22 protein-coding genes and 2 tRNA genes are annotated in these 20,979 nt (G+C 74.6%); 9 read left to right on the top strand and 15 right to left on the bottom strand.

The window, feature by feature from the left end:
• Positions 1–79 precede the first annotated feature (79 nt).
• The gene (locus GA0070614_RS16080) at positions 80–1,204 is read right to left on the bottom strand and encodes a TolB-like translocation protein (RefSeq protein WP_088976726.1); all 1,125 of its coding nucleotides are present in this window, start codon (positions 1,202–1,204) and stop codon (positions 80–82) included.
• Entirely contained in the window at positions 1,201–1,728 is a 528-nt protein-coding gene (locus tag GA0070614_RS16075) for a SigE family RNA polymerase sigma factor (RefSeq protein WP_088976725.1), read from the bottom strand. Before GA0070614_RS16075 ends, GA0070614_RS16080 begins: the two co-directional genes overlap by 4 nt.
• A 147-nt stretch (positions 1,729–1,875) precedes the next feature.
• Between GA0070614_RS16075 and GA0070614_RS16070 the strand changes: the two genes are divergently transcribed.
• The 4 genes from GA0070614_RS16070 to GA0070614_RS16055 all read left to right on the top strand — a co-directional run bounded on the left by GA0070614_RS16070 (position 1,876) and on the right by GA0070614_RS16055 (position 5,482).
• Positions 1,876–3,645, top strand: a complete 1,770-nt coding sequence (locus GA0070614_RS16070; protein WP_088976724.1) for a proline--tRNA ligase — start codon at positions 1,876–1,878, stop codon at positions 3,643–3,645.
• Between the two features lie 55 nt (positions 3,646–3,700).
• Complete coding sequence (locus tag GA0070614_RS16065) at positions 3,701–4,120, top strand: CBS domain-containing protein (protein WP_088976723.1); 420 nt, start codon at positions 3,701–3,703, stop codon at positions 4,118–4,120.
• 286 nt (positions 4,121–4,406) lie between these two features.
• A complete protein-coding gene (locus GA0070614_RS16060) occupies positions 4,407–4,832 on the top strand; it encodes a SufE family protein (protein WP_088976722.1) in 426 nt (141 codons plus the stop codon).
• A gap of 20 nt (positions 4,833–4,852) precedes the next feature.
• Entirely contained in the window at positions 4,853–5,482 is a 630-nt protein-coding gene (locus GA0070614_RS16055) for a DsbA family oxidoreductase (protein WP_088976721.1), read from the top strand.
• Between the two features lie 90 nt (positions 5,483–5,572).
• Here the strand turns inward: GA0070614_RS16055 and GA0070614_RS16050 are convergent, their stop codons facing one another.
• From GA0070614_RS16050 to GA0070614_RS16020, 6 genes are all read right to left on the bottom strand, one after another.
• Positions 5,573–6,124 carry a YbaK/EbsC family protein gene (locus GA0070614_RS16050; RefSeq protein ID WP_088976720.1) on the bottom strand — a complete coding sequence of 184 codons (552 nt, stop codon included), beginning with the start codon at positions 6,122–6,124 and terminating at the stop codon, positions 5,573–5,575.
• Between the two features lie 183 nt (positions 6,125–6,307).
• Positions 6,308–6,502 (bottom strand): hypothetical protein, encoded by a 195-nt coding sequence (locus GA0070614_RS16045; RefSeq protein ID WP_088976719.1) that lies wholly within the window; start codon positions 6,500–6,502, stop codon positions 6,308–6,310.
• A gap of 37 nt (positions 6,503–6,539) precedes the next feature.
• The gene (locus tag GA0070614_RS16040) at positions 6,540–7,322 is read right to left on the bottom strand and encodes an SDR family oxidoreductase (RefSeq protein ID WP_088976718.1); all 783 of its coding nucleotides are present in this window, start codon (positions 7,320–7,322) and stop codon (positions 6,540–6,542) included.
• Between the two features lie 52 nt (positions 7,323–7,374).
• Positions 7,375–8,019: a GAP family protein gene (locus GA0070614_RS16035; protein WP_088976717.1), complete on the bottom strand. Its 645-nt coding sequence runs from the start codon at positions 8,017–8,019 to the stop codon at positions 7,375–7,377.
• An 84-nt stretch (positions 8,020–8,103) separates the two neighbouring features.
• Entirely contained in the window at positions 8,104–9,471 is a 1,368-nt protein-coding gene (locus GA0070614_RS16030; RefSeq protein ID WP_088979462.1) for an MFS transporter, read from the bottom strand.
• A 444-nt stretch (positions 9,472–9,915) separates the two neighbouring features.
• Entirely contained in the window at positions 9,916–10,176 is a 261-nt protein-coding gene (locus GA0070614_RS16020; protein ID WP_088976715.1) for a hypothetical protein, read from the bottom strand.
• Between the two features lie 220 nt (positions 10,177–10,396).
• Between GA0070614_RS16020 and GA0070614_RS16015 the strand changes: the two genes are divergently transcribed.
• The gene (locus tag GA0070614_RS16015) at positions 10,397–14,896 is read left to right on the top strand and encodes an HAD-IC family P-type ATPase (protein ID WP_088976714.1); all 4,500 of its coding nucleotides are present in this window, start codon (positions 10,397–10,399) and stop codon (positions 14,894–14,896) included.
• Positions 14,877–15,680 carry an MBL fold metallo-hydrolase gene (locus GA0070614_RS16010; protein ID WP_088976713.1) on the top strand — a complete coding sequence of 268 codons (804 nt, stop codon included), beginning with the start codon at positions 14,877–14,879 and terminating at the stop codon, positions 15,678–15,680. The genes GA0070614_RS16015 and GA0070614_RS16010 overlap by 20 nt, the downstream gene beginning before the upstream one ends.
• A gap of 111 nt (positions 15,681–15,791) precedes the next feature.
• On the opposite strand, the gene GA0070614_RS16005 is transcribed toward GA0070614_RS16010, so the two are convergent.
• The 3 genes from GA0070614_RS16005 to GA0070614_RS15995 form a co-directional block, all read right to left on the bottom strand.
• Positions 15,792–16,211 carry a CBS domain-containing protein gene (locus GA0070614_RS16005; RefSeq protein ID WP_088979461.1) on the bottom strand — a complete coding sequence of 140 codons (420 nt, stop codon included), beginning with the start codon at positions 16,209–16,211 and terminating at the stop codon, positions 15,792–15,794.
• Positions 16,212–16,284: 73 nt separating this feature from the next.
• Positions 16,285–17,247 (bottom strand): L-threonylcarbamoyladenylate synthase, encoded by a 963-nt coding sequence (locus tag GA0070614_RS16000; protein ID WP_088979460.1) that lies wholly within the window; start codon positions 17,245–17,247, stop codon positions 16,285–16,287.
• Between the two features lie 165 nt (positions 17,248–17,412).
• A complete protein-coding gene (locus GA0070614_RS15995; protein WP_157745014.1) occupies positions 17,413–17,844 on the bottom strand; it encodes a DUF3592 domain-containing protein in 432 nt (143 codons plus the stop codon).
• 183 nt (positions 17,845–18,027) lie between these two features.
• On the opposite strand from GA0070614_RS15995, the gene GA0070614_RS15990 reads away from it, so the two are divergent.
• From GA0070614_RS15990 to GA0070614_RS15980, 3 genes are read left to right on the top strand one after another with little or no spacing between them, the layout of a single operon-like run.
• Positions 18,028–18,375 (top strand): ArsR/SmtB family transcription factor, encoded by a 348-nt coding sequence (locus GA0070614_RS15990; protein ID WP_088979459.1) that lies wholly within the window; start codon positions 18,028–18,030, stop codon positions 18,373–18,375.
• On the top strand, positions 18,372–18,812 hold the full coding sequence (locus GA0070614_RS15985; RefSeq protein WP_157745013.1) for an SRPBCC family protein: 441 nt from the start codon (positions 18,372–18,374) through the stop codon (positions 18,810–18,812). The genes GA0070614_RS15990 and GA0070614_RS15985 overlap by 4 nt, the downstream gene beginning before the upstream one ends.
• Positions 18,809–19,405, top strand: coding sequence for a maleylpyruvate isomerase family mycothiol-dependent enzyme (locus GA0070614_RS15980; RefSeq protein ID WP_088976710.1), 597 nt, complete (start codon positions 18,809–18,811; stop codon positions 19,403–19,405). The genes GA0070614_RS15985 and GA0070614_RS15980 overlap by 4 nt, the downstream gene beginning before the upstream one ends.
• 175 nt (positions 19,406–19,580) lie before the next feature.
• Here GA0070614_RS15980 and GA0070614_RS15975 read toward each other — a convergent pair.
• From GA0070614_RS15975 to GA0070614_RS15965, 4 genes are all read right to left on the bottom strand, one after another.
• Positions 19,581–19,656: transfer RNA gene (locus GA0070614_RS15975), tRNA-Ala, on the bottom strand.
• A gap of 42 nt (positions 19,657–19,698) precedes the next feature.
• On the bottom strand, positions 19,699–19,827 hold the full coding sequence (locus GA0070614_RS31160) for a DLW-39 family protein (RefSeq protein WP_231933300.1): 129 nt from the start codon (positions 19,825–19,827) through the stop codon (positions 19,699–19,701).
• 44 nt (positions 19,828–19,871) lie between these two features.
• Positions 19,872–19,945 (bottom strand) — tRNA-Ile (locus tag GA0070614_RS15970).
• Between the two features lie 144 nt (positions 19,946–20,089).
• Positions 20,090–20,977: a DUF3566 domain-containing protein gene (locus GA0070614_RS15965; RefSeq protein ID WP_088976709.1), complete on the bottom strand. Its 888-nt coding sequence runs from the start codon at positions 20,975–20,977 to the stop codon at positions 20,090–20,092.
• Positions 20,978–20,979 lie beyond the last annotated feature (2 nt).

Raw genomic sequence — 20,979 nt, 5'->3', positions numbered from 1 at the left:
TCCTGACGGGTTCCACGGCCGGGAGGTTGCCGCCGACGGCGACCACTGTCCGACATCGGCGGGCGGACCCGGACTCGGATCACCCGACCACGGCGAGGATCTGCTGCCGCCGCAACGCCGCCGGCTCGACGACCTCGGTGATCCGATGCCCGTCGGTCCCGACCAGCACGAGGTGGGTGGCTTCCGCCGCCTCGACCCGGGCCACCAGCGAGCCGTCGGACCGGAAGTAGGCCTGGAGCAGCCGCCGGCCGTCCAACGGCAGGTCGACGACCTCACCGGTCCGGGTGTCCAGCACCACGTTCGCGGTCAGGTCCCGGGCCGGGTCCCCGGCGTCCTGCCCCGCGCCGACGCGCAGCAGCGCGACCCGGGAGCCGTCCGGCGACAGGCTGGCCACGTCGTAGCTGTTCCAGCCGGCGCTCCCGCCCAGCCCCGGCACCTGGCGGAGCCGTTCCCCGATCGGGCTCGCCACCACCACCGCGCCGTCGGCATCCGCGTACACGAGGACCCGGCCGTCGGCCGACCAGACCGGGTGGCAGGCGCGACCCTCCACCTGAAGGGTCGCGACCTCGCCGGTCAGCAGGTCGACCAGGCCACGACGGACGGCGGACGGGTCGCCGGGCGCGGGTGGCACGCCGACGCTGAGCGCGTCGACCGAGGGCACCCAGGCCGGGCCCCAGCAGTCCGTCATCACCCTGTCCCGGAGCTTGCGCCGGCCCGTGCCGTCGACCCCGGCGACCCAGAGACCGGCGTCCTGGAGCCAGGCCACCCGTGCGCCGTCGGGTGAGACCGCCACGTCGGCCCCGGACACGGCGCCGGGCAGGTCGATCAGCGGTACGGGGGCGGCTCCGGGTTGCCACGCCGTCAGCGCGGTGGACGACTGGCTGTCCGGCCCGGGGGCGTAGAGCACCCGCCCGATCGGCACCGGGTGCGGGGCGGGAGGGGTCGGATGGGGCGTCGGCGCGGAGGAGCCGGCGGTGGCCCACGGGGTGCCGCCGGGCAGCATCGGAGCCGGGCCGGCGTCCGGACGGATCGCGACGGCGGTGCCGGTGGCCGCGCCGAGCAGCACCACCACCGCCGCCGAGCTGGCCACCGCCCGCCGGATGCCGAGCCGGCGGGAGGTCCGCAGGGCGCGGTCCCGCAGGTCGACCGGGGTGACCTCCTCGGCCAGATCGGCCAGGTCGAGCCGGAGACGCTGGTCGTTCATCGGGCGCTTCCCTCCAGGACGTACAGCTCGGCGAGTTCGGGTGCGACGACGCGCAACTTGGCCAGCGCCTTGGAGGTCTGGCTCTTGACGGTGCCGACGGTGACGCCGAGCAGTTCGGCGGCCTCGGCTTCACTGCGGTCCTCGAAGAAGCGCAGCACCAGCACGGCGCGCTGCTTCGCGGAGAGCCGGGCCAGCGCGCCCCGAAGGGTGATCCGCAGGCTGGTCTGGCTGGCGTGGTCGGAGGCGCCGTCCCGCCGAGGCTCGGGCAGTTCGCTGGTCACCGACTCACGCACCCGTCGGCGTCGCCACCAGGAGACCTGGAGGTGGTACATGGTCCTGCGGGTGTACGCCTCGGCGTTGCCCGTGTCGTGCAGCCGGCCCCACGAGCGGTGGGTACGGGCCAGCGCCGACTGCACCAGGTCCTCGGCCAGGTGCTGGTCCCCGGTCAACAGGTACGCCGAACGCAGCAGCGCCGGCGTGCGGGCACGGACGAACGAGTCGAACTCAGTCAGGAGGGGGTCCACACCGGGTCGGTTCCTTTGCTGTTGGTCGTCGACGACCCTCCAGACGTCAGTCGAGGGCTGCGGGGTTGCCGCCGGGCCGACGGTATCCGGCCCGGCATCGACCGAAACGGGTCGTCCGCCCGGCCGTGCCGGTCGTACGCTGCGCGGATGTTGCTTCGTACGTCGACTGCGCTGCTGCGGACCCTGCGGGAGGACCCGGCGGACGCGGAGGTGCCGAGCCACCGGCTCCTCGTCCGCGCCGGCTACATCCGTCGCGCCGCGCCCGGCGGGTACACCTGGCTGCCGCTGGGCAAGCTGGTGCTGGACCGGGTGACCGAGATCGTCCGGCGGGAGATGACCGCCATCGGGGACCAGGAGGTGCACTTCCCGGCGCTGCTGCCGGCGGAGCCGTACCGGACCAGCGGCCGGTGGACGGAGTACGGCGACGACATCTTCACCCTCGCCGACCGCAAGGGCGCGGAGCACCTGCTCGCCCCGACCCACGAGGAGATGGCCGCCCTGCTGGTCAAGGACCTCTTCTCGTCGTACCGGGACTTCCCGGTGACGCTGTTCCAGATCCAGACGAAGTTCCGCGACGAGGCCCGTCCCCGCGCCGGGCTGCTGCGCGGGCGCGAGTTCCTGATGAAGGACGCCTACTCGTTCGACCTGGACGAGTCCGGGCTCCAGGCGTCGTACGACCGGCACCGGGCCGCGTACCGGCGGATCTTCGACCGGCTGGGGCTGGACCACACGACGGTACGGGCGATGTCCGGGGCGATGGGCGGCTCGGCGTCGGAGGAGTTCCTGGCCGCCACGCCGGTCGGCGAGGACACCTTCGTCGCCTGCACCGCCTGCGACTACGCGGCGAACACCGAGGCGGTGACCACCCGCGCGCCGGCCACCGGCGACCCGGACGCGCAGCCCGCCGCCGAGGTGTACGACACCCCGGAGACGCCGACCATCGCCTCCCTGGTCGAGTTGGCCACCACGCGCCGCCTCGCCGGCCGCGACGACTGGACCGCCGCCGACACCCTGAAGAACGTGGTGCTGACCGTCCGCCGGCCGGGCGCGGAGACGGCCGAGCTGCTGGTGATCGGGCTGCCGGGCGACCGGGAGGTCGACCTCAAGCGGATCGGGGCGGCGCTGCACCCGGCCACCGTGGCGATCTTCGAGGACTGGGACGCCCACCCGGAGCTGGTCCGCGGCTACCTCGGCCCGCAGATCCTCGGCAAGTTCGGCGTGCGCTACCTGGTCGACCCGCGGGTGGTCCCCGGCACCGCGTGGCTGACCGGGGCGAACGAGCCGGGCCGGCACGCCACGAACGTGGTCTGCGGCCGGGACTTCACCCCGGACGGCACGATCGAGGCGGCCGAGGTGCGCCCCGGCGACCCCTGCCCGGCCTGTGCCGACGGCGAGCTGACCATGCGGCGGGGCATCGAGATCGGGCACATCTTCCAGCTCGGCCGCCGGTTCACCGACGCCTTCACGCTCGACGTGCTCGGCGCGCAGGGCAAGCCGGTCCGGCCCACCATGGGCTGCTACGGCATCGGGGTCTCCCGGGCGGTCGCCGCGATCGCCGAGCAGCACCACGACGAGCGGGGTCTGGTGTGGCCGGCGGCGGTCGCGCCGTGCGACGTACACGTGGTCGCCGCCGGGAAGGGGCCGCAGCTCGACGCGGCGCTCGACCTCGGCGGACGCCTGGCCGACGCGGGCCTGCGGGTGCTGGTCGACGACCGGGTGAACGTCTCCGCCGGGGTGAAGTTCACCGACGCCGAGCTGATCGGCATCCCACGCGCCGTCGTGGTCGGCCGCCGGCTCGCCGACGGGTACGTCGAACTGCGCGACCGGGCCACCGGCGAGCGCACGGAACTGCCGCTCGACGGGCTGGTCGAGCGACTGGTCACAGAGGTACGCGCGGCACGCCGCGCCGGGGTGTAGCGATCGCGCCACGGGGTACCGCAGCGGGATCGACCGAGGTGTTGTGGAGGCTCTCATGTATCGGGTCAGCGACGTGATGACGAAGCAGGTGGTCTACCTGCCGGCGGAGACGACCCTGGACGAGGCGGCCCGGGTGATGAAGGAGGCGGACATCGGCGACGTGGTGGTCACCGACGGCGCCACCCTCGCCGGCATGCTGACCGACCGGGACATCGTCGTCCGCGCGGTGGCCGAGCGGAGCGACCCGGGCACCACCACCATCGGCTCGATCATCACCCGTGAGGTGGTCATGATCGAGCAGCACTGCACCGCCGCCGAGGCCGCCTCGCTGATGCGGGAGCGCAACATCCGGCGGGTGCTGGTCTGCGACAGCGACCGCAAGCTGGTCGGCATCGTCTCCCTGGGCGACCTGGCCATGCAGCTCGATCCGACCTCGGCGCTCGCCGACATCAGCGAGGCGTCGCCGAGCACCTGAGACCTGCGCCACCCCCGCCGATCCGGTGGGGCACCACGACGACGGCCCGGTACCCCTCCTCGGTGGGGTCGCCGGGCCGACTCGTCGCGTGCGCCGGCGGGGTCGCCGGTCCGGGGGCGGCGTTTCGGCCGGTGGGGCGGACTCTGCCGGCGGTCCGGGCCGGCGGACGGCGTCGGACCGGGGCGACGGGCGGCGTCGGACCGGGGCGGCGGACGGCGTCGGACCGGGGCGGCGGACGGCGTCGGACCGGGCCGGCGGACGGCGCGGGCGGCGGTAGCCTGGCGGGATGCCCGAGATGCCGACCAAGCTGGCCGAGATCGTCGAGGAGTTCGCCGCCGCGCCGAAGGACCTGGTGCTCGAACTGCTGCTGGAGTACGCCGACGTCATCCCGCCGCTGCCGGCCGGGACGGACCGGGAGGATCTGGAGCAGGTCCCCGAGTGCCAGACCGCCTTCTTCCTCCGCGCGACCGTCGAGCCCGACCGCACGGTCAGCACGGTCTTCGACTGCCCGCCGGAGGCGCCGACCACCCGGGCCTTCGCCGGCATCCTGGCCGAAGGGCTGGCCGGGGCGAGCGCCGACGAGGTGCTGGCCGTGCCGGACGACCTCTACCAGCGGATGGGGCTGGCCCAGGCGATCAGCCCGCTGCGCGTACGCGGTGGCACCGCGATCCTCGCCCGACTCAAGCGCCAGGTCCGGGAACAAGCGTCCTGAGCTGGGCGTTCACCTCGATCATGGAGATCGAGATCTACGCCGACGTGGTCTGCCCCTGGTGCTGGATCGGCAAGCGCCGGCTGGAGCAGGCGCTGGAGTCGTACGACGGCGACGTGACCGTCACGTACCGGCCGTTCCAGCTCGACCCGACGCCGGTCACCGAGCCGCGTCCGCTGGTCGACGCGCTGGCCGACAAGTTCGGCGGCCGGGAGCGGGCCGAGGCGATGGCCGCCCAGGTGACGCAGGTCGCGGCCGGCGTGGGGCTGGAGATGCGCTTCGACCGCGCGGTGCAGGTCAACACGTTCGAGGCGCACCGCCTGGTCCGGTTCGCCGCCGAGCGCGGCCGGTCCGGGGAGGTCGTGGAGGCGCTCTACCGAGCGCACTTCTCCGACGGCGTGGACGTCGGCTCGCGGGACGCCCTGGTCGCGCTCGCCGTCTCCGTCGGCCTCGACGAGACCGAGACCCGGGAGCACCTGGAGTCGAACCTCGGCCGGCGCGAGGTGGCCGCCGACCTGACCGCCGCCCACCAGCTCGGCGTGAGCAGCGTGCCGACCTTCGTGCTGGCCGGCAGGTACGCGGTGACCGGCGCGCAGGAGCCGGAGACGCTGCTCGCCGCGCTCCGGGAGGTCGACCGCCGCGAGGTGTCCTGACGGGTCGGGTAGCCGCGAGGCGGGCTGACCCTTGGCGGTAAGGACCGACGTCGGGACTGTTTCACATGAAACGAGATCGACGCCGGTGAGTCACTGGACCGGCCGGGCCAGTCCCTCGATCACCGTGGCCCCGGGCAGGGCGCCGAGCGCCGGCCCGGGGATCGCGATCTTGCTGTGCCGTACGCCGGATCCGACGATCACGTGCGGGGCGGCGATCACCCGGGAGTCGACCAGGATCGGCCAGGACTCCGGCAGCCCGATCGGGGTGATCCCGCCGTACTCCATCCCGGTCAGCTCGACCGCGTCGTCCATCGGCGCGAAGCTCGCCTTGCGCACGTCCAGCGTCCTGCGGACCACCCCGTTGACGTCGGCCCTGGTGGTGGCGAGCACGATGCAGGCGGCGTAGCGGATCCCGCCCTCCCGCTTGCCGGCGATCACCACACAGTTCGCCGACACCTCCAACCCCACCTCGTACGCCTCGCAGAAGGCGGCCGTGTCGGCGAGGCCGGGGTCGATCGGGGCGACCAGCACGTCGTCCACGTCGATCGGCGCGTCGGCCGGCCACTGCTCCAACGCGGCGGCGACCGGCGGTGCCAGCAGGTCGAGGCGGGCCCGGGCAGGTTCGGTCTTCAGCGTCCCCATCACGGGTGCGATCCTCGCACCCGTCCCCCCGATCCGCCCGTCGGACCGCGCCCACCGCACGTCGTGGGCGGCACCCAGGCCGACGACGGACGCCGACGACCCGACGCGGACGACGGCCGATGCGGACGACGACCCGACAGCGGCCGGACGATGGACGGCAGCCCGGCGACGGCGGTGACGCGGTCAGTTGCCGCCGAGGAAGGCGTTCTGCCGCATGAAGGCGGCGTCGTCGGCGGTGGCGCTCTGCGCGGTCCGCAGGACCTGCGGGCGGCGCGCCTCCAGGTCCTCCATGCCGTGCCGGACGGCGAGCCGGATCACGCCGTAGAGGAAGACGAAGCCGAAGACGTACAGGATCACGGTGGCGACGAGGGTGAACATGCCGTCACGGTAGGGCGAACGTGAACGAGTACGGGCCTCATCTTGCGCCGATTCGCCCGTACGTGTGGTCGAGGTGGTCCGCCCAGGTGCGCGTACCGGTCGGGGTGGCGGTGGTGGTGAGGCCGCCGTCGCGCAGCGCCCGGCCGAGCCGGCCGGGGAACCGGATCGGCAGCAGCGGACGGTGCGAGCCGCGCGCCGCCTGCCAGGCGCGTACCGCCTCGTCGAAGCGGAGCACCTGCGGACCGGCGTACTCCTCGATGCCGTGCGACGGGCCGGCGGTGAGCCGTTCGGCGAGCCGGCCGGCCACCTCGTGCTGGTCGACGGGCTGGGCGAGCACCGCCGGGTCGCCGATCACCGGGCCGAGCCGGCTCGACGCCCGCAGCAGCGAGTCCAGGAACGGCGGGAACTGGGTGGCCCGCAGCACCGTCCACGGCACCGGGCCGGCGCTCACCACCCGCTCGGCCGCCAACTTGTGCCGGTAGTAGGGCAGCGGAACCCGGTCGACGCCGACGATCGAGACGTACACCAGGTGGCCGACGCCGGCCCGGCCGGCGGCGAGTGCCAGCCGGCGGGTGCCGAGCACGTCCACCCGGTGGGTGTGCCGGCTGTTCGGCGACGACGCCAGGTGCAGCACGGCGTCCACGCCGGTCACCGCCTCGTCCAGCCCGGCCCCGGTGGCCAGGTCGACCACCGCCCAGTCCGCTCCCGGGTCGTGCCGGGGACGCCGGCTCGTCGCCCGCACCTCGAACCCGTCGGCGCGCAGCCGGGGCAGCACCGCCCGCCCCAGCGTGCCACCCGCTCCGGTGACCAGAACCTTCATCTCGACTCCTCCCTGTCGCCGTGTCGACGGGGCGGCCGACCGGATCGTGACGTCACGTCAGCAGGTCGGCCACGGTGACCAGGATGAAGAAGACGACGACCACCTCGCTGACGATCCAGGAGTGGTGGTCGGCCCAGTCCCGGATCCGGGGCAGCACCCGCTCGGCACGCTGTCCCAGCAGCACCAGGGCCAGCAGGGGCAGGGCGAGGAGCAGCAGCGTGAGCAGCATGAACGGGAGCAGGTGCCACCACGGCAGGTCGTGCCGCGCGGCGCTCGCCCCGACGGTGACCATGGTGATGTCGTCGGCGGGCATCGCCACGAAGAGCAGCAGCGCCAGCCGGAACGCGTACCCGGCCGTGGCGTGCCGCAGCTTGCCCATCCACCCCGGCTGGCCCGCCCGTCGCCGCCGGACGAACACCACCACCGCGAGGACGACCAGCAGCACCAGCACGATCCAGTCGATGGTCGTCTCGACCGGGCTGCGCCCACCTCCGTCACCGCCACCGACGGAGGTCTTCACTCCCCGGGTGACCAGCCAGGCGGCCGTGGTCCCGGGGACCACCACGAACGCGGCCCCGGCCAGGTAGCCGAGCGAGGCGGAGCGCGGCCGGTCGCCGGAGGCCAGGAAGACCGCCGCCACGAGTTGCGTGCCGGCCACCATGACCACCGCCATCGGCAGGATCGTCAGGAAGCTCATCGCCTTCCCATCCTGGCCGCCCACCCCACCCGGCCAGGCACGTTCCCGCGATCCCGCCGTCGACGGGCGGGTCGGGTCGTCCCGTCAGGAGGTGCGAACGACCCGGTGGGCCAGGACGAGGCCGAGCAGCGCGCAGGCCGCGGCGACGCCGAGGGTCCCCGCGTAGTCCATCGGCCCGGGGGCGGCGCCGGCGGCGAGCACCGCGCCGGTGAGCGCCAGCACGGTGGCGGCGAAGAGCGAGTCGCTCAACTGCAGCGACGAGCTGTTGCGTCCCTGCTCGTCGGGGGCGGACAGCTCCAGGGTCAGCACCGACAACGACGGGTAGAGCAGGCCCATCCCGGCGCCGGCCACTGCCCAGCCGAGCACCCCGACCGCCACCGGCACCGCCGGCCACACCGTCAGGGCGACCGTGGCCGTGCCGACGGTGATGCAGGCCAGCCCGGCGCGGGGCAACGTCGCCGACGAGCGCGGCGCGGGCAGCCGCCCCTGCAACCAGGAGCCCGCCGACCAGGCCAGCGCGCCGACGGTGAGCACCAGACCGGCGGCGGTCGGTGTGAAGCCGCGCTCCCGGGAGAGCATCAGCGGGATCACCACCTCGGCCCCGACGAACGCCGCCGAGGCGAGCCCGCGCAGCCCGATCACGGTGGGCAGGCCGCGGGCCGCGCGCAGGAACCCGGTCGGCAGCAGCCGGGGCGCGCAGACGGCCAGGCCGACCAACGCGACCACCACCAGCGGTACGGCGGACGCGCCGCGCTGCTGCCCCCCGTGGTGCAGCAGTGCGGCGCTCACCCCCGCCCCGGCCGCCCAGCCGATCCGGGCCAGTGCCCCGGCGGGCAGCCCGGCAACCCCCGGCGCACGCAGCGACCGCAGGCCGGGCTGGACCAGCAGCGCCGCCGGCACCGCCACCGCCGGCACGGCGAGGAAGACCCACCGCCAGCCCAGGTGCTCGACGATCAGCCCGGCCACCGCCGGACCGACCAGTGACGGTACGACCCACGCGGCGGCGAACGCGGCGAACACCTTCCGGCGCAGTTCCTCCGGGTACGCCTGGCCCACCACGACGTAGAGCGCGACCGAGAGCAGCCCCGAGCCGAGACCCTGGACCGCCCGCCCGACGACGAGCTGCCCCATCGCGGTGGCGCTGCCGGCCAGCAGCAGCCCGGCCACGAACAGCCCGACGCCCGTCCACATCGGTGCGCGCGGCCCCCGGACGTCGCACCAGATGCCGGAGAGCACCATGGCGAGCACCCCGGCGGCGAACGGGCCGCCGAAGGCGAGCGCGTAGAGGGAGAGGCCGTCGAGCGCCCGGGCGACCGTCGGCATCGCGGTGCCCACCGCCAGCGCCTCGAAGGCCAGCAGGGACACCAGGGCGACGACGCCCACGGTCATCGCGCGCAGCCGCGGGTCGTACAGGCGGGCGGCCGGGACGCTCGCCTCGGCCGTCGCCGTCATCGACCCACCGCCGGGGCGCACCACCGGCCGGTACGGGTGCGCGACAACGGTCGTGCCGGCCGGTACGGGTGGCGCGGCGGCTTGGCCCCGTCCACCTCGCGCCGTCGGCGGGGCGGCATGGTCCCGTCCGCCTCGCGCCGGGGCGTCGTGGCCCGGCCAGCCGGGGACCGGAGCAGGTCGATCAGCATGGACTCAGCCTGCGACCTCAACCCGGGTTGAGGTCAATCCGCGAGGTGACCCGGCCACCGCCCCCACGCCTCACCAGTCACCGACAGTGAACGGACTGGGCTGACTGCCGTGAGTGGTCGCGCGAGCGGACCCCGACCACCTGGATCCATCCTGTGCCCTGCACCAGTCCGGTCGAAGGCCGGGGCGGGCGAGGGCTGGGAGCCAGGGCCCGGAAGCTGCGGGCAGGGAACCGAGGGCCGGGGGCACCCGGGTGGCTCAGGCCGACTCGAGCGCCTCGCCCACCCCCTTGGCCAGCCCGGAGAGGTGCTGGTCGGCCAGGAGATGTCCGGCGGTGATCACCAGGGCGAGCGGCCACTCGATGACCTGGAGGGCGGCGAGCACACCCAACCCGGCGTAGTAGGCGACCTTGTCCGGTGGCGGCACCGCCACCTCGCCCAGCATCGGGATCTCCACCCGACGGGTGTACGCGCGAACCGTCTCGTGCCCGCCGCTGAGGTGTCGCGTGATCGTGCTCATGCCGACCTCCCCTGAGGTTCCTCCGGACGCCCACCCGGATTCCACGGCCACCGGCGTCCATGCCCCACCAGCGGCGGGAACTTCCCTTGTACCGGCGGCATAACGGGCGTAGAGGCGGGAAGCCAGGTCGCCTGACGAGCGCGGGAGGCGAGATGGCGTACGGCAGGAGCGGCGGCGTGGACGGCGAGGAGCGGGGCCGGCGACTCGGCCGTACCGCTCGATGACGACGCTGGGCCGGCTCGCCGGCCGGGTGCTCCCGCCGGTGCCGGTGCCGCCGATGCCGCCGCTGGTCGGCGACGCGTCCCGTACCGTCGGCGCGGCCGCCTCCCGACTGGTCCGCGCGGCCGGTCTGACCAAGCGCCGGGTGTGGTCCCGCGACGGACGGCACCACATCGAGGTCCACGGCGTCTGCCAGGACGGCGGCGACCGGCTGGCCTACCAGGTCGAGCAGGCGCTGGAACGGATGCCCGGGGTGGCCTGGGCCCGGGTGAACGCCCCGTCCGGCCGGGTGGTGGTGGCCGTCGAGGAGCCACGGCCGAAGCTGCGCGACCTGATCGCCACGGTGGCCCGTACCGAACGGATCTGCCCGCACGAGCCGGACCCGGACGTCCCGCCACCGCACCCGCCCGAGGAGGGCCCGCGCACCCCCCGCACCCTCGGCGCGCTCGTCTCCGACGCGTTGGGCCTGACCATCTCGGCGGCCACCCGGATCCTGCCCTTCACCCCGGTCCCCGGCGAGGTGTCCGGCCTGCTCGCCGCCATCGACCTGCACCCGAAGCTGCACGCCCTCGCCGACCGGGGGCTGCGCGCCGACCCGCGCGCCGACGTGATCTTCCCGCTCGCCGAGGCGGTCGTGCAGGGCCTCACCGGCGGTTGGGCGGGGATCGCCCTGGACGGCGCGCAGCGGATCGTCCAGTGGGGCGAGGCCCGGGCCCAGCTCTCCACCTGGAACAAGGCCGAGCCGAGGCTGACCGGGGACCCGGAGCGGGCCGCCGCGCGCTCGCCCACGACCGAACGGCCCCGCCCCAAGCCGGACGGCCCGGCCGAGCGGTACGTCACCTCGGCGCTGGGCACCGGCGCGGCCGCCGCCGCGGCGGCACTCCCGGTCGTCGGACGCAAGCGGGCCGCCGCGCTCGGCCTGTCCTCGCTGCCCAAGGCCCCCGGCAGCGGCCGGGAGGGGTACGCCGCGCAGCTCGGCCGGATCCTGGCCCGGCGCGGCGTGATCGCGATGGACCGCAGTGTGCTGCGGGAACTCGACCGGATCGACACGGTGGTGCTGGACGCCGCGGTGCTCGGCTCGCAGCGGGGCGTCCTGGCGGACCTCGCCCCGCTGGCCGATCAGGACACCGGCGAGGTGGCGGCCCGGGCGTTCGCGCTCTTCGACCCGGACCAGCCGGACGGCACCCGGGCCGCCGACGGTTGGCGGCTCGGGCCGCTGCCCGGCCTCGACGCCGACGACCCCGGTGACACTCCGGACAGCCGCCGGTTGCGGGACGGCGGCGGTCTGCTCCTCGGCCTCGCCCGCCATGGCATCCTGGCCGCGGTGGTCCGGGTGGAGCCGGAGCCCGCACCCGGCGTCGACGCGCTGCCCACCGCCACCCGGCAGGCCGGCCTGCGGCTGGTGGTCGCCGACGACGACCCGCAGCGGTACGGCTTCGCCGACGCCGTCCTGCCCGGCGGGGCACGGCTGGCCGACTCGGTACGCGCCCTGCAACGGGACGGCGCGGTGGTGATGCTGGTGTCCGGAGACCGTGCGGCGCTGGCCGCGTCCGACTGCGGCCTCGGCATGGCCGCCCCGGAGGATCTGCCGCCCTGGGGCGCCCATCTGCTGGTCGGCACCGACCTGCGGATCCCGGCGCTGATGATCGAGGCGGTCGGCACGGCCCGGCGGATGACCCGGCAGAACATCCGCATCGCCATGGCCGGCACCGGCCTCGGCGCGCTCGGCGCGTTCACCGCCGATCCCGAACAGCTTCCCGCCCGTGCCCTCGGCGCGGTGAACGGCGCGGCGGCACTGGCCTTCGCGCACGGCGTGTGGCGGGCGCACCGGCTGCCCGACCCGACCGGCACCCCCGCGCCGACCAGCACCGCCTGGCACCTGATGCCGGTGGAGACCGTGCTGCGCCAGCTCGGCAGCGCCCCGGAGGGGCTGACCGACGCCGAGGCGCGCCGGCGGCGGGGCGACGACGTCCGCAACACCCCCGGCACCGGCGGTCTGCTGCGCGCCTTCGTCGACGAGCTGGCCAACCCGCTCACCCCGGTGCTGGCCGCCGGGGCGGTGCTCTCCGCCGCCTTCGGCTCGCTGGTCGACGCCGCCCTGGTCGGCGGGGTGGTGGGCGGGTCGGCGCTGGCCGGGGCGGTGCACCAGCGCAGCACCGAACGGTCCCTGGCCGAACTGCTGTCCCGCTCGGCGGTCACCGCCCAGGTACGCCGGGACGGTGGCGAGCAGGTGATCGCCGCCGAGGAGCTGGTGCCCGGCGACGTGATCGTCCTCGGGCCGGGTGACGCGGTGCCCGCCGACTGCCGGGTGCTGACCGCCGACGGGCTGGAGACCGACGAGTCGTCGCTGACCGGGGAGTCGCTGCCGGTGGCGAAGTCCGCCGAGCCGGTGGTCGCCGCCGCCGTCGCCGACCGGCACTCGATGCTCTACGAGGGCACCACGGTCGCGGCCGGCCACGGCACCGCCGTGGTGGTGGCGGTCGGCGCGGACACCGAGTCCGGCCGCAGCCTGGCCCTGGCCCGGCAGGCGCCCCCGGCCAGCGGGGTGGAGGCGCGGCTCGGCCGGCTGACCGACGCGGCGGTGCCGCTGGCGGCGGGCTCGGCGATCGCGGTCGCCGGGGCGGGGCTGCTGCGGGGCGTACCGCTGGCGGAGACGGCGGCGACCGCCGCGAACCTGGCCGTGGCGTCGGTGCCGGAAGGCTTGCCGTTCCTGGTCAGCGCCGCCCAACTGGCGGCGGCCCGGCGGCTCGCCGAACACGGCGCGCTGGTCCGCAACCCGCGCACCATCGAGGCGCTGGGCCGGGTGGACGTGCTCTGCTTCGACAAGACCGGCACCCTCACCGAGGGCAAGCTGATGCTGGCCGGGGTGGGCGACGACGACCGGTACGCCCCGGTGGACCAGCTCGACGACGGGCTGCGCCGCATCCTGGCGGTCGCGTTGCGGGCCACCCCGTACGCGGAGGACCCGGAGGAGCTGCCGCAGCACACCGACCGGGCCGTCCGGTACGGCGCGCGGGACGCCGGGGTGACCGAGCAGACCGGCGCGGACGGCTGGCAGGCGGTCGGTGGGCTGCCGTTCGAGCCGTCCCGGGGTTACCTCGCGACCATCGGGCGGGCCGGGGACCGGCTGCTGCTGAGCGTGAAGGGGGCGCCGGAGACGGTGCTGCCCCGGTGCACCGCCTGGCGTACGCCGGACGGGCCGGACGAGGCGCTCGACGACGAGGGCCGGGACGGGCTGCACGCCATGCTCGCCGACCGGGCCGGGGCGGGACACCGGATCCTCGCCGTCGCCGAGTGCCGGGTCGACGCCGAGCAGGTGACCGACGAGGAGGTGCACGGGCTGGTCTTCGTCGGCTTCGTCGCGCTCGCCGACGGGGTACGCGAGTCCGCCGCCCCCGCGGTGCGTCGGATCCGGCAGGCCGGCGTGCACACCATCATGATCACCGGCGACCATCCCGCCACCGCCGAGGCGATCGCCTCCATCATCAGTCCCGACCACGAGGGACAGCGCGTGGTCACCGCCGCCGAGTTGGAGCAGCTCGACGACGACGCGCTGGCCGACCGGCTGGCCCGCACCGACGTGGTGGCCCGCTGCACCCCGGCGCACAAGGTCCGGATCATCCAGGCGTTGCAGAAGTGCGGCCGGACGGTGGCGATGACCGGGGACGGCGCCAACGACGCGCCGGCGATCCGGCTGGCCGACGTCGGCATCGCCCTCGGTCAACGGGGCACCCCCGCCGCGCGGGCCGCCGCCGACCTGGTGGTCACCGACGACCGGCTGGAGACCATCATCGCCACCCTGGTCGAGGGGCGGGCGATGTGGTCCTCGGTACGCCACGCGCTGAGCATCCTGGTCGGCGGCAACCTGGGCGAGATCGCGTTCAGCGTGCTGACCGCCGCGTCGACCGGCCGTTCCGCACTGAACGGCCGACAGCTGCTCCTGGTCAACCTGCTCACCGACCTGGCGCCGGCGCTGGCCATCGCGGTGCGGGCACCCGGCGGCGACCACGCCGACGGGCTGCTCCGGGAAGGGCCGGACACCTCGCTCGGCGGGACCATGACCAGGGAGATCGGCCTGCGCGCGGCGGCCACCACGCTCGGCGCGACGGCCGGTTGGACGCTGTCCCGCTACACCGGTTGCCGGGAGCGCCGGGCCGGCACGGTGGCGCTGGTGTCGCTGGTCGGCACCCAGCTCGGCCAGACGGTGCTGGCCGGCGGGACCAGCCCGGCGGTGCTCGCCTCGACCGCCGTGTCGCTCGGCGTGCTCGCCGCCGTGGTGCAGACCCCCGGGGTGAGCCAGTTCTTCGGTTGCACCCCGCTCGGCCCGGTCGGCTGGGGCATCGCCACCGGCTCGGCGCTCGGCGCGACCTTCGCCAACGGCGCGCTGACCCGGCTCGTCGACCGCCTGCCCCCACCGCCGGGGGTCGGCCACCGGGACGCCCCGTCCGATTCGCCGGCCACCTCGCGGGTACGGACGGAGGATGGAGACGGAACAGGCTGAGGTGACCTTCGTCGGCACCGCCACGACGGTGCTCCGGATCGGTGGGTTCACCCTGCTCACCGATCCGAACTTCCTGCACCGGGGGCAGCGGGCGTACCTGGGCAAAGGGTTGTGGTCGAAGCGGAGCACGGACCCGGCGCTGACCGTCGCGCAGCTCCCCGCCCTCGACGCGGTGGTCCTGTCCCACCTGCACGGCGACCACTTCGACCGGGTGGCCCGCCGGGAACTCGACCGGGAGCTGCCGATCGTGACCACCCCGGCGGCCGGGCGGAAGCTGCGCCGCTGGGGGTTCCGGGCGGCCGAAGGGCTGCCCACCTGGCAGTCCCGCGAGCTGCGCCGCGAGGGCCACACGCTGCGGTTGACCGCGCTGCCCGGCCAGCACGGGCCGGGGGCGCTGGACCGGCTCCTGCCCGACGTGATGGGCACGATGGTCGACCTGGAGCACGACGGCGTCCGCCGGTTCCGGCTCTACGTCACCGGGGACACCCTGCACCGTCCGCAGCTCGCCGAGATCCCGCAGCGCTTCCCGGACGTCGACGCGATGCTGATCCACCTGGGCGGCACCCGGATCGCCGGGATCCTGCTCACCATGGACGCGCGGCAGGGCGCCGACCTGGTCGAGCTGGTCCGGCCGAAACTGACCGCGCCGATCCACTACGACGACTACCCGGTGTTCCGCTCACCGCTGCGGCACTTCGTCGACGAGGCGCGGCGGCGCGGCTTCGTCCGGGCGGTACGCACCATCGCGCGCGGCGAGACGGTGCCGCTGACCCCGCCCGCCTGATCCGGCCCGCCGCCCGGGCGTCCGACACCGGGTGGCGCAGGGCCGCCCGCACGACATCGCCGCCCTCCGGTCACGGGACCGGGAGGGCGGCGATCGACGGTACGACGGGGCTCAGGACCGCTCGGAGATGGCCTCGATCAGGTCACCCACCGGACGCTCCGGCAGCGACCGGGCCACGTCGGCCACCGCCACGATCCCGACGAGCTCGTGCCCGTCGATCACCGGCAGCCGGCGTACCTGGTGCTGGCCCATGGTGCGCAGGATCTCGGCGGCGTCGTCGTCCGCGCCGATGGTCACGGCCTCGCCCTGGGCCAGCTCACCGGCGGTCACGTTGGCCGGGTCCTTCCCCTGGGCCAGCACCTTCACCACGATGTCGCGGTCGGTCAGCATGCCCTTGAGGCGGTTGTCGTCGCCGCAGATCGGCAGCGCACCCACCCCGAGTTCGGCCATCCGCTTGGCGGCGGCACGCAGGTCGTCCTGTTCGCGGACGCAGGTCACGTCGGCGGTCATGATGTCGCGTGCGGTCGGCATGATCACACCTCACTTTCCGGGGGGTCGTTGTCTGAGTCCGTACCCCCGGGCCGCCGGCCCATGCACGCGACCGTCAGCCGGCGGCGTCCCAGGTGGCGGCGGCACGGCGCAGCCGGTCGTTGATCGCCCGCCCGACGCCCTCCTCCGGGGTCGCCTCGGCGAGGATCTCGGTCACCCCGGCCGCGTCGAGCCGGTGCAGGGCGTCGAAGAGCCGGGCCGCGGCCTCCGTCACGTCCCCGGTGGGGGAGAGCACCTCCACCGCCGCGTACCCGTCGGCCGGCGGCTCCCGGAAGGCCAGGAAGCCGCGCCGGACACCGTCGCCGGCCGCCGGCTCCGCGCCCGCCACCACCCGCAACGGGGTACGCGGCGCGTAGTGCGCCGCCAGCGTGCCCGGCGCGACCGGCTGCCCCGAACTGCCCGGGCGTACGGTCACCGGCCCCACCGCCTCGACCAGCTCCTCCAGGGCGAGCGCGCCGAGGCGCAGCACCACCGGCTGCGGACCGCGCGCGTCCACGATGGTCGACTCGATGCCGCACCGGGTGGGCCCACCGTCGAGGACCACGTCGACCGCCCCGCCGAGCCCCTTCACCACGTGCTCGGCCCGGGTGGGGCTGAGCTGCCCGAACCGGTTGGCGCTGGGCGCGGCCACCGGCACCCCGGCGGCCCGGATCAGCGCCCGCGCGGACGGCTCGTCCGGCACCCGCACCGCCATGGTGTCCAGCCCCGAGGTGACGATCGGCGGGATCTCCGCCGGCCGGTCCACGATCAGCGTCAGCGGCCCCGGCCAGAACCGCTCGGCCAGCGCGGCGACCGCCGGCGGCACCGGCCCGACCAGCTTCTCCAGGTCGGCGGCGTCGGCCAGGTGGGTGATCAGCGGGTCGAAGCTGGGCCGGGCCTTCGCCTCGAAGATCCGCGCGGCGGCCCGCGCGTCGAGCGCGTTCGCGCCGAGCCCGTAGACGGTCTCGGTGGGGAACGCCACCAGCCCGCCGTCGCGCAGGACGGCGGCGGCCTCGGCGATGCCGCTCTCGGCGGGCAGGACGCGTGGGGATCCGGTGCTCACGCCCCGACGCTAACCTGCCTCCGCCGTCCCCCGATCGCCGGCCGGGCGATCCCGCCCCGGTGCTGGCCCGTGGACGGTCGTCCGGTTCGCCGTCGGCGACGCCGTACCCGGGCACCCCGACTGCCGTCGCGCCCGGCGTGCTCAGGGCCACCTCTCGCCGACCAGCCCCCACGAGCCGAGCACCACGAAGGTCCCGAAGGCCAGTAGGGCCAGCCCACCGAGCGCCCGCACCCAGACGTCCACGAAGTCGGGGCCCAGGCGGGCGTCCTGGATGTGGCGCACCGGTTCGGCGGGGGCGTACCGCACCTGCATCGTCGCGCCCTCGACGGGCTCCGGATCGACCCGGAAGTCGTGTACGTCGGCCTCCACGACCGCGCCGTCCGCCGTCGTGAACCGCACCCGGACGTAGCTGTCGTCGCCGAGCCGCTGCACCTGGAGCACGTCGGCCGTCGTGACCGCACCGTGGTCGCGCAGGTCGACCGCCTTGCGGTAGGCCCCGGCCGCACCGACCCAGAGGAACACGGTGACCACGGCGGTCAGCAGTGCCGCGCACACCACCGACGTTCGAGTCACCCGTCGCGGCCTCATCCCGCTCACCTCGCCTCCCGCCGATCGTGCCAGGTGGCGACTCGGAACGACCACCCGGCGCGAGCAGGCGTCGCCGCGTGGCGCAGAGCCGCCGCCGGGTCGACCGGCCGCTGGTCCGGGGCAGTCCTCTAGTTGACACTTGATAAAGCAGGTGCTTGATTAATGTCCATGGGAAACACGCTGGAGGATCGGCGGCTCGATGCCCTGTTCACGGCGCTCAGCGACCCCACCCGGCGCGACATCGTGGCCCGGCTGAGCGCGGGCGAGGCGACGGTCAAGGAACTGGCGGAGCCGTACGCCATGAGCATGCAGGCGGTGTCGCAGCACATCCGGGTGCTCGAGCAGTCCGGCCTGATCAGCCGGGGGCGGCACCGGCAGACCCGGCCCTGTCGGCTCGAACCGGCGGCGCTCGATGCCGCAGTCTCGTGGATCGAGGAGAGCAGGCGCACGTGGTCGGAGCGAATGGACCGGCTGGAGACACACCTCGCCGGCTTGCAGAAGCGGGAGAACCCGTGAATGACGACGAACTCGTCCACCGACGGATCTTCCGCGCGCCGCGCGAGCTGGTGTGGCGGTGCCTCACCGAGCCCGCAGAGCTTGCACAGTTCTGGGGCCCGCGCGGTATGACCACCCCGATCGACGGCATCATCGTCGAACTCCACCCCGGCGGCCGCTTCGAGACCCTGATGTCCGGCGAGCACGGCAGCCACCGGATGGTCGCCACCTTCACCGAGGTCGTCCCGCCCGAGCGCCTCGCCTGGGTCGAGCCGGCGAGCGGGATGCACACCACCAGCACGCTCGACGACCTCGGCGACGACACGACCGAAGTCGTCATCCACCAGCGGTACGTGCCCGAGGCGATGCGCCTGCCCGCGGCCCGGGCCGGCTTCCTCACCTCCCTCGACAAGCTCGAAGACCACCTCGCCCACCTCGTGTACGGAGACCGACCATGACCGACCTGCAGTCCTGGGTGGCACCGACCTACGACCGACTCGCCGACCTTCTCGCCGCCGCGACCGTCGAGACCTGGGATGCCCCGTCGTTGTGCGAGAAGTGGCTCGTGCGCCACGTGATCGCCCACGTGACGATGCCGGCGCGGCTGACTCCCGAGCAGTTCGGGGCAGAGATGGCGGCGGCCGGCGGCGACTTCGCCGTACTCTCCGACACCGTGGCCACCCGCGACGCTTCGCTGCCGGTCGTCAACCTCCTCGACCAGCTCCGATCGCCGACACTGCACGCGTGGCAGCCGCCGGGCGGCGGCGCAGCCGGTGCCCTCAGCCACGCCGTCATCCACTCCCTGGACGTGACGATCGCGCTCGACCGGCCCGCGGTCGCACCGACAGAGTCGGTGATCGCCGTCCTCGACCGGCTCACCGCCGCGAACGGCACCTGGTTCGGGGTCGACCTGACCGGCGTCCGGCTCGATGCCACCGACACCGACTGGAGCTGGGGAAGCGGCCGGCCCGTTCGCACCGACAGCGGCTCGCTGCTGGCACTGTTGAGCGGTCGCGCGCTGCCCGACGGCCGGACCCTGCCCCGCGTCTGACGCACCGGGGCAGCGCTCGGATCTGCACCCGTTCTCCACCGGCAGCATCGGCACGGCGGTGGAGTCGCGGATCGTCAACCGACGCCGCCTCGGCCGCCGATCGCGTGCGGAGCGAGAGGGAGACGGCGTGACCGCTCGGCTGTTTCTCGGGACGGAGATCGACCGAGGAAAGTGCTGGTGGAGCCCAGGGGACTTGAACCCCTAACCCCTGCCTTGCAAAGGCAGTGCTCTGCCAGTTGAGCTAGGGCCCCGAGGGCGGTCGGAGCCGCCTGGTGCTGGCAGTGACGAGGAGGTCAGCGCAGGTCGGGCGAGGTGGTGGCCTCGTGCCAGAGAGCCCGCTCGTCGTTGGAAGCCCTGACCTTCTGAGCGACGACGGCAGCCACGGCGACGACGCCGGCCAGGATCAGAAGCTTCTTGAACATGGGGCGCCCCTTCGCGCTCGACTGCCGTCGGAACGGGTGTGCGGTGGGGCTAGCTGGAATCGAACCAGCGACCTCAGAGTTATCAGCTCTGCGCTCTAACCGACTGAGCTATAGCCCCGCGTGGCGACGAGCAAGGTTAACCCATCGCCGCGTCCGGCCCCAAATCGGGGTCGTCGTGGCGCTCGTGCCACCTCGACCGTACCCGGATACCGAACGCCGGGGCGACCGCTTTCGCGGTGCCCCGGCGCAGGACGTACGGAGATCAGTCGCGCTCGGCGAGCGTCAGCTCGATCCCGCCGACCAGGTCGGCGCAGACGTTGTAGACGAACGCGCCGAGCGTGGCGAGCGCGGTGAACAGGACGACGTTGACCAGGCCGATCAGCGCCGAACTGAGGATCACGCCCTTCGCGGTGATCTGGAAGCCACCGCCGCTCTGGCCGCCGGCGTTGACCAGGTCGGTCAGGCTGTCGTTGACGCTCTGGAACACACCCATGGCGTCCAGGGCGAGGTAGAGCACCGAGGTGGCGACGACCACCACGATGAAGAGCACCACCGAGACGGCGAAGGCGAACTTCATCACGGACCACGGGTCGATCCGCTTGAGGTTCAGCCGGGCCCGACGCGGGCCGCGCGACGCGGCCGAGCTGACCGAGGTACGCGCCGCGCGTACCGCGTCACCCACCCGGGCGGCGCCGACGGCGGCCGCGTTGCCGATCCCCGGCGGCAGGCCGCCCCCGTTGGCGGGGCGGGCCGTGCCGGCCGGACGGGCGCCGTCCGGCGACGGCTTGGCGACGCCCCCCACCTTCGGTTGGGTGCCGGTGCTGGACGGCGACGTGGCGGCGCCGGCCTTGATCGGCTGGGTGGTGGTGCTCGACTTGGCCGAGGTCGCCACCGGCGTGGCGGCGGACGTGGGCGCCTCGACGGCCGATGTCTCGGTCTTCTCGCTCGCGGCCGCGTCGTCCCCGGGCTTGTCCGGCGGCGGGGCCATGCCCGGGGCCCGGGTGAACTTCGGGGCAGGCGCGTCGGCGGGGACGGTCGCCCGACCCACGGCAGCGCGGCCGGCCGCGGTTGTGCCGCTCTTGGCGGCCTCCTCGTCGACCGGGGTGGCCGAGGTCCCCTTGTTCCCCGACTTCGCCTGTGTCTCCGTCATCA

The sequence above is a fragment of the Micromonospora coxensis genome (assembly GCF_900090295.1).
Taxonomy (GTDB): Bacteria; Actinomycetota; Actinomycetes; order Mycobacteriales; family Micromonosporaceae; genus Micromonospora; species Micromonospora coxensis.
This window is presented reverse-complemented; position numbering and strand designations above follow the sequence as displayed.